Source organism: Nocardiopsis lucentensis DSM 44048, assembly GCF_000341125.1.
GTDB classification, from domain to species: Bacteria; Actinomycetota; Actinomycetes; order Streptosporangiales; family Streptosporangiaceae; genus Nocardiopsis; species Nocardiopsis lucentensis.
Window position 1 is genome coordinate 1 of sequence record NZ_ANBC01000799.1, and the last position, 4,288, is coordinate 4,288.

Below are 4,288 nucleotides of genomic sequence, written 5' to 3' on the forward strand. Positions count from 1 at the left end.
GCTGTCGGGCGCCCTGCTTCAGAGCATCGTCCGCAACCCGCTGGCCAGCCCGGACATCATCGGCATCACCCACGGCGCCAGCGCGGCCGGGGTCATCGGCGTGGTCTACCTGGGGATCAGCGGGCTGGCCCTGACCGGGTTGGTCTCCCTGGGCGGCGTCGGCGCGGCGGTGGCGATCTACCTGCTCGCCTGGCGGCGCGGTGTGGTCGGGTACCGGCTCCTACTCGCGGGCATCGGCGTGGCGGCCCTGGCCACCAGCGTCGTCTCCTGGGTACTCACCCAGACGGACGTCCGCGACGCGACGGTGGCGCTGACCTGGATCACGGGTAGCCTGGCCCGCGCCGACTGGCCCACCCTGAACCCGCTGCTGATCTGCGCCGGGGGCCTGGTGGTGCTGTTGGCCGTGTTGAGTCCGCGGCTGCGTTCGCTGGAGCTCGGCGACGACCCGGCGGCGGCCCTGGGCGTCTCCGTGGAGCGCTCACGGCTCTGGCTGCTGCTGGCCTCGGTGGCGCTGGCCTCCGCGGCGGTGGCGGTGACCGGTCCGGTCGCCTTCGTCGCCCTGGTCAGCGCGCCGATCGCTCGACGTACCGTGGGGGCGGGACGACTGGCCCTGGTCCCCGCGGCGCTGGTCGGCGCCGTGATCATGCTCGCGTCCGACCTCATCGCGCAGTTCACGATCCCCGAGACCACCCTCCCCGTGGGTGTGGTGACCGGTGTCGTGGGCGCTCCGTACCTTCTCTGGCTCCTCATGCGGACCAACCGGTCCGGGGCGGGTGGTTGACATGACTCTGACCGACAGAGCGAAGGCGGCGGACTCCGTCGAGGCCTTCACCTCACTGGAGACCGAGGGGTTGACGCTGGGCTACGGGGAGGAACCCGTCGTCCACGACCTCACGGTCAGCGTGCCGCAGGGCGTGGTCACCTCGATCGTCGGCGCGAACGGCTGCGGCAAGTCCACACTGCTGCGCGGCATGGCCCGGCTGCTGACCCCGCGTTCGGGGAAGGTGCTGCTCAACGGATCGGACATCCACGGCCTCGCCACCCGGGACGTCGCCCGGATCGTCGGACTGCTGCCGCAGAACCCGGTCGCGCCCGAGGGGATCACGGTCGCCGACCTCGTGGGACGGGGGCGCTACCCGCACCAGGGCTGGTTCCGCCGCTGGACGGCGGAGGACGACCGGGCGGTCCAGGACGCGTTGACGGCGACGGACACGCTGGACCTCGCGGAGCGGTCGGTGGACGAGCTGTCCGGCGGACAGAGGCAGCGGGTGTGGATCGCGATGACCCTCGCCCAGCGCACCGACCTGCTGCTGCTGGACGAACCGACGACCTTCCTCGACATCGCCCACCAGGTCGAGGTCCTGGACCTCCTGCTGGAGCTGAACCGCACCCAGGGCACCACGGTCGTCATGGTCCTGCACGACCTCAACCTGGCCGCGCGCTACTCCGACCACCTGGTGGCGATGCGGGAGGGGCGGATCTACGCGTCCGGGCGTCCGAGGGACGTGGTCACCGAGGACCTGGTCCGCGACGTCTTCGGGCTGTCGGCGAAGGTGTACCCGGACCCGGTCGCCGGTACCCCGAGCCTGTCGCCGCTGGTGCGCAACCCCGAGCACCTGCCGACCTGACACCGCCGGGGAGGCCGTGGAAGGGGAGGGAGTACGTCCTGGAGGGGAACCGAACCGGACGTCGCGGAGTCTGTCCTGACGTCCCCGTCCCGAACGCACGGAGTGCCCCAGGATGTCGCAGAGTCCGGAACAGTCGCAGATCGAGATCGCCAAGCTGCGCAAGCGCCTCAACCGGCTGGAGACGCGGGTGAGCATGGACGCCGAGGCGGCGCGGCGGTCCCGGCTGACCACGGGTGGGCTGGCGGGCGGTGCCGTGGCGCTCTTTCTGTCCCTCTCCCTTCCCTGGGTGGAGGCCTCCTTCACCGGTTGGGAGTTCCTCTGGGACTCGATCGGCGAACGCCGGTGGCTGGTCGTCGTCGCGCTGATCGCGGTCCTGGTGACGCTCGTGTTCGCCGTCGCGTCCCTCTCCGCTCAGGGGAGGGGAGTCCTCGTCGCCGCGCAGATCGCCGGCTGGTCCGTCCCCGCGCTGCTCGCTGTGGGGGCGATCTACCTCAGCATCGAGGACGTCTCCCTGGTCGGCGGGGTGTGGGTCGCCGCGGTCTCGGGCGCCGTGGTGGCCGGGGCCGCGCGCGGGGCGGCCGTCGCCCATGCCGAACTGGAGTAGCCGTCCCCCGCGCGAACGCCGTGCCGCTCCGCCTCGGCTCACGGCCGGACCCGGTGTGACCCGGACCGCGGCGCCTCCGGGGCCGTTCGGGTAGTGTCCGCGCACGTGAGCCACGCGATCGCCGCAGACGGCACCCGGATCTGGTACGACACCCTCGGCGAGGGTGAGCCCCTGCTACTCGTCCACGGACAGTCCCTCGACCACACGATGTGGAACGGGGTCGCCGAGGAACTGTCCCGGAACCATCGGGTCGTCCGGATGGACCTGCGCGGCACCGGTGACAGCGACGCCCCGGTCGACGCGCCCTACACGATGGACCTCCTGGCCCGCGACGCCCTCGCCGTCCTGGACGACCTCGGTCTCGAACGGGCCCACGTCTACGGCTTCTCCATGGGCGGCAAGGTCGCCCAGACACTCGCGGTCACCGCCCCCGGACGGATCGGAGCCCTCGTCCTGGGCTCGACCGCGCCGGGCGGGGAGCACGAGGTCGAGCGCCCCGTCGAGGCGTCGATGGCGCTGCGCAGGGCCAACACCGAGGAGGGGCGCGGGCTCATCGCGCACCTGTTCTACACACCTGCCTGGGCCGACACGCATCCGGACACCGTCGCCACGATCGTGCCGCACAACCCCCTGCGCGCCCAGCGGCGGCACTACGAGGCCAGCCTCCACCACGACGGGTGGGACCTGCTCCCCGACATCACCGCGCCGACCCTGGTCCTACACGGAGAGGACGACGAACTCACCCCCGTCGCCAACGCGAAGCTGCTGGCCGACCGCATCCCCGGCGCGCGCCTGTCGATCCTGCCCGGGGTCCGCCACGGGTACCCGCACGAGGCGGAGCCCAGGGCCACCCGGGAGGTCCTCGACTTCCTGCGGGAGCACCCGCTCACCCGCTGATCCAGGGCCGGCGGTCACCCGGGCGGCCACTGGTCGGCGCGCAGCTTGTCGAGCTGGCGCCGGTCGCGCTTGGTCGGGCGGCCCGCGCCCCGGTCCCGCCGGATCACGGGTCCGGTCGCCTGGGGCGGAGGGGCGGGTGTCCTGTCGACGTAACACCGCGTCGCGATGGGCGCCCCGACCCTCTTGGCGATGACGTGGCTCACGTCGACCAGCCGCGTCGTGCCGTGCAGGCGGACGCGGACCTCGTCCCCCGCCTTCACCGCGGTGGCCGCCTTGGCGGGTCGGCCGTTGACGCGGACGTGGCCGCCACGGCAGGCCTGGGCGGCGTCCGACCTGGTCTTGGTGAGACGGACGGCCCACAGCCAACGGTCGACCCGGGTGGATTCGGGTCCGGACGGCAGGGGCGCCGACGGGTCGCTCACACCGTCTCCTCTCGGTCTCGTCGGGCGTTGTGAGTCACTTTAGGCGGGCGGCGGTACGAAGTACTCCAAAGTCGCGCTAGAGTTGTTCCTGCAACGAGGTCCTGTGGAGCAGTTAGGAGTGCTCGCCACCCTGTCAAGGTGGAGGCCGCGGGTTCAAATCCCGTCAGGACCGCAGCCGGAGCCCGGCACCGCGAGGTGCCGGGCTCCTGTCGTTGTGGGGTGGAACCCGCGAGAGGGGGAAGGTCCCCCTCGGAGGCGACGACACCGGGCACGGAAGGATGACGGCACGTTGGGCTACCGGTACGCCACCGAGCGGGCGGACCATTCGGCGTTGGCGAGCGGCCAGGTACTGCGTTCGGCGCCCGGATACCCGGGTTTCCCCGTACGCCTGGCGAGTGAGCTCTTCCAACGCGCGCTGGCCCACGTGCACGACACCCCGGTGCGTCTGTGGGACCCCTGCTGCGGCGGCGGGTACCTGGTCACGGTGCTGGGACTGCTCCACCGCGACCGGATCTCCCACGTGCGCGCGTCGGACGTCGACGCCGACGCGGTCGAACTGGCGGCACGCAACCTGGAGCTGTTGACGGCCTCCGGCCTCTCGGCGCGTGAGGCGGAGCTGCGCAGGTCGGCGCGGGACTTCGGCCGGGTGGCGTTCGTGGAGCGCGCCGAGGCGGCGGCCAACCTCGCCGCGGGACTGGCCGCGATGGGCGGCGACCTGCCGCACGACTCGGCGGGGG

The 4,288-nt window shown here is 72.4% G+C and carries 5 protein-coding genes, 1 tRNA gene and 1 pseudogene; 6 read left to right on the plus strand and 1 reads right to left on the minus strand.

From position 1 onward, the window contains the following. From D471_RS0127975 to D471_RS0127990, 4 genes are all read left to right on the plus strand, one after another. Positions 1-781, plus strand: a 781-nt coding sequence (locus D471_RS0127975) for a FecCD family ABC transporter permease (protein ID WP_017601684.1), incomplete at its 5' end; no start/stop codon positions are given. Between the two features lies 1 nt (position 782). Continuing rightward, positions 783-1,628 (plus strand): ABC transporter ATP-binding protein, encoded by an 846-nt coding sequence (locus D471_RS0127980; protein ID WP_017601685.1) that lies wholly within the window; start codon positions 783-785, stop codon positions 1,626-1,628. A gap of 112 nt (positions 1,629-1,740) precedes the next feature. Then, the gene (locus tag D471_RS0127985) at positions 1,741-2,232 is read left to right on the plus strand and encodes a hypothetical protein (RefSeq protein WP_017601686.1); all 492 of its coding nucleotides are present in this window, start codon (positions 1,741-1,743) and stop codon (positions 2,230-2,232) included. Between the two features lie 105 nt (positions 2,233-2,337). Beyond that, a complete protein-coding gene (locus D471_RS0127990) occupies positions 2,338-3,129 on the plus strand; it encodes an alpha/beta fold hydrolase (RefSeq protein WP_026128147.1) in 792 nt (263 codons plus the stop codon). Between the two features lie 14 nt (positions 3,130-3,143). Here the strand turns inward: D471_RS0127990 and D471_RS0127995 are convergent, their stop codons facing one another. Continuing rightward, positions 3,144-3,551: an RNA-binding S4 domain-containing protein gene (locus tag D471_RS0127995; RefSeq protein ID WP_017601688.1), complete on the minus strand. Its 408-nt coding sequence runs from the start codon at positions 3,549-3,551 to the stop codon at positions 3,144-3,146. A 97-nt stretch (positions 3,552-3,648) separates the two neighbouring features. Here D471_RS0127995 and D471_RS0128000 point away from each other — a divergent pair. Then, positions 3,649-3,723: transfer RNA gene (locus D471_RS0128000), tRNA-Asp, on the plus strand. Positions 3,724-3,840: 117 nt separating this feature from the next. After that, positions 3,841-4,288, plus strand: a pseudogene (locus tag D471_RS36635) (rRNA methyltransferase); the annotation flags it as partial.

Excerpts from the sequence above, each read along its gene's own strand:
- D471_RS0127980 (WP_017601685.1), top strand. The coding sequence starts at position 783 with ATGACTCTGACCGACAGAGCGAAGGCGGCGGACTCCGTCGAGGCCTTC.
- D471_RS0127985 (WP_017601686.1), top strand. The coding sequence starts at position 1,741 with ATGTCGCAGAGTCCGGAACAGTCGCAGATCGAGATCGCCAAGCTGCGC.